This is a genomic window from Candidatus Albibeggiatoa sp. nov. BB20 (assembly GCA_016744725.1).
GTDB lineage: Bacteria > Pseudomonadota > Gammaproteobacteria > Beggiatoales > Beggiatoaceae > Albibeggiatoa.
This window is the reverse complement of record JADGDW010000285.1, coordinates 1-2,416: the sequence shown is the minus strand read 5'-3', so window position 1 is coordinate 2,416 and position 2,416 is coordinate 1. Positions and strand designations below refer to the sequence as shown.

2 protein-coding genes are annotated in these 2,416 nt (G+C 38.6%); one reads left to right on the top strand and one right to left on the bottom strand.

Annotated elements, in window-relative coordinates; genetic code table 11:
* Nucleotides 1-28: 28 nt before the first annotated feature.
* On the top strand, nt 29-1,543 hold the full coding sequence (locus ABXH34_RS18610) for a YifB family Mg chelatase-like AAA ATPase (protein ID WP_353573388.1): 1,515 nt from the start codon (nt 29-31) through the stop codon (nt 1,541-1,543).
* Between the two features lie 62 nt (nt 1,544-1,605).
* Here the strand turns inward: ABXH34_RS18610 and ABXH34_RS18605 are convergent, their stop codons facing one another.
* Nucleotides 1,606-1,929, bottom strand: a complete 324-nt coding sequence (locus ABXH34_RS18605; RefSeq protein WP_353573387.1) for a hypothetical protein — start codon at nt 1,927-1,929, stop codon at nt 1,606-1,608.
* Nucleotides 1,930-2,416: the final 487 nt, after the last annotated feature.

The window sequence follows — 2,416 nt, the reverse complement described above, 5'->3', positions numbered from 1 at the left end:
GTTTTAAGCCATTAAAAAGAATAAACCCATGTCTCTTGCCGTTATTCATAGTCGTGCCCAAGTTGGTATCGAAGCCTTACCCGTGACGATTGAAGTGCATCTAACTAATGGGCTGCCTGCGTTGTCTATTGTTGGTTTACCCGAAGCGGCAGTTAAAGAAAGTAAAGATCGTGTACGTAGCGCATTAATGAATAGTCAGTATATATTTCCACAACAACGTATTACGATTAATCTTGCGCCTGCTGATTTACCTAAAGAAGGTGGTCGTTTTGATTTGCCGATTGCATTGGGCATTTTGGCCGCTTCAGGGCAAGTTGGACTAGACGGCTTAGAAAACTATGAATTTGTTGGTGAGTTAGCTTTGAGTGGCGAATTACGCTCTGTGCGTGGTGTATTGCCATTGGGCTTGGCTGCCAGACAATTGCAACGGGCGGTTGTTGTACCACAGCAAAATGTAGATGAAGCTCAGATGATTAGTGATGTGTCTATTTTTCCGATTCGGCATTTGCGTGATATTTGTCATCATTTAGATAATATTGAAATCATTACCCCCATTTTTTCCGCCAAAACTCCCGAACCGATTATTCCCTCACATATTCCTGATTTAAGCGATGTCCGTGGTCAACATCATGCTAAACGTGCACTAGAAGTCGCCGCCGCAGGTGGACACAATTTATTGATGGTAGGTCCTCCTGGTACAGGTAAAACCATGTTAGCCAGTCGAATGGCAGGCCTATTGCCACCCATGACAGAAATAGAAGCCTTGGATACCGCGATTATTGCATCAATTGCCCGTCAAAATGGCTTTGAAGCAAAATTATGGGGAGTGCGACCCTTCCGAATTCCACATCATACCGCATCAGGTGTTGCCTTGGTTGGTGGAGGTAGTCAGCCGCGTCCAGGTGAAATTTCTTTAGCCCATCATGGGATTTTATTTTTAGATGAATTACCAGAGTTTGATAAACGGGTTTTGGAAGTGTTACGCGAACCGATGGAATCTGGCAATATCACCATTTCACGGGCAGCTCGCCAAGCAGAATTTCCAGCTAATTTTCAATTAATTGCAGCGATGAATCCCTGTCCTTGTGGTTATTTAGGCGATCCGCGTTGTCAATGTACAACCGATCAAGTACGACGTTATCGTGCAAAAGTATCAGGCCCATTATTGGATAGAATTGATTTGCATATTGAAGTGCCTAATTTACCTCGGGCTGAGTTGCGCTCTGAAAATCGGGGAGAAAATAGCCAAACCGTACGTGAGCGAGTGGTGCAAGCGCGTCAAACCCAATGGCAACGCAATCAGGGCAAGGCAAACAGTAATTTAGAGAATAAGGAAATTGACCAATTTTGTCAGCTTAGTGCTAATGATGAGCTTTTATTGGATAAAGCAATTGAGCAGCTTGGTTTATCAGCACGGGCATGGCATCGAATTTTAAAAGTGGCTCGTACAATTGCAGATTTGGCAGATAGTGAATCAATTAAGACTCAGCATTTAACTGAAGCAATTACTTATCGCCGATTGGAGCGAGGAACAACGAGATAAGCTAAAATGACGCACTGGCTATAGGAAAGTTTGTGCGTCACTTCAGTACTCAGATTAAATGATTACTCTGGCTTTTCACGTTTTGGTTTACGTTTGCCTTCGCCTCTGCATATCAAGTCATCTTTACGGTTCTTTTTACACGTACCTTTGACTGTGTGTTTTCTGCCTTCAAATTCGCAACTATCACCTTCTTGTTTGCCTTCACAAGCCGCTTTAGATTTTGCACGATGCTCTTCATGACCTTTCTTTTTGTCATTCCACAATACATCATTCAAAAATGCGTTATTCCAAGTTGACTCTGTTGCCCATGAAGTTAATGGGGCAGCTTGTACTTGTAAACTTGATGCCAATAACATTGTAACCGCTAAAGTTTTTAACTTAAACATAAATAGTACCTCTTTAAATATAAAAAACATAAAAAAATATAACTGTGCTTTAGAATACGTTATTTTGTAGAAAAGCTGTCGCTAGTAATTTGGATTTTACGTTTATTTCTTTTTTATAAAAAAATAGTTTATTTATAAATTAAGTTTTTTAGTTTGATGCAAATAGCATGTATTAAACTTTTTGCGATTCTATTTCAGTGTAATCATAGTGATTTCATATTCTATGCCCATTTAAAAAATCCAATTCAAACTGCAAACACCTTAATAACCAATGCGTTATTAAATATCGTGTCAAATTACAATCTGTATATCAATTGAATGATAAAGTTTATTTATTTAAAAAACATGATGATTTAGTATAAAATGGATATTTTGAAGCTGATTTGATTTTTCATTACAATTTATAATGATATATTAATCACATAGCGAACCCTCAATAAGTAAAAATATTTTTTACAATAAAATGGCGATTAAATTAATACATAGG

What these genes read in the sequence shown, in the direction of transcription:
- ABXH34_RS18605 (WP_353573387.1), bottom strand. Translation starts at nt 1,929, where the DNA reads ATGTTTAAGTTAAAAACTTTAGCGGTTACAATGTTATTGGCATCAAGT.
- ABXH34_RS18610 (WP_353573388.1), top strand. Translation starts at nt 29, where the DNA reads ATGTCTCTTGCCGTTATTCATAGTCGTGCCCAAGTTGGTATCGAAGCC.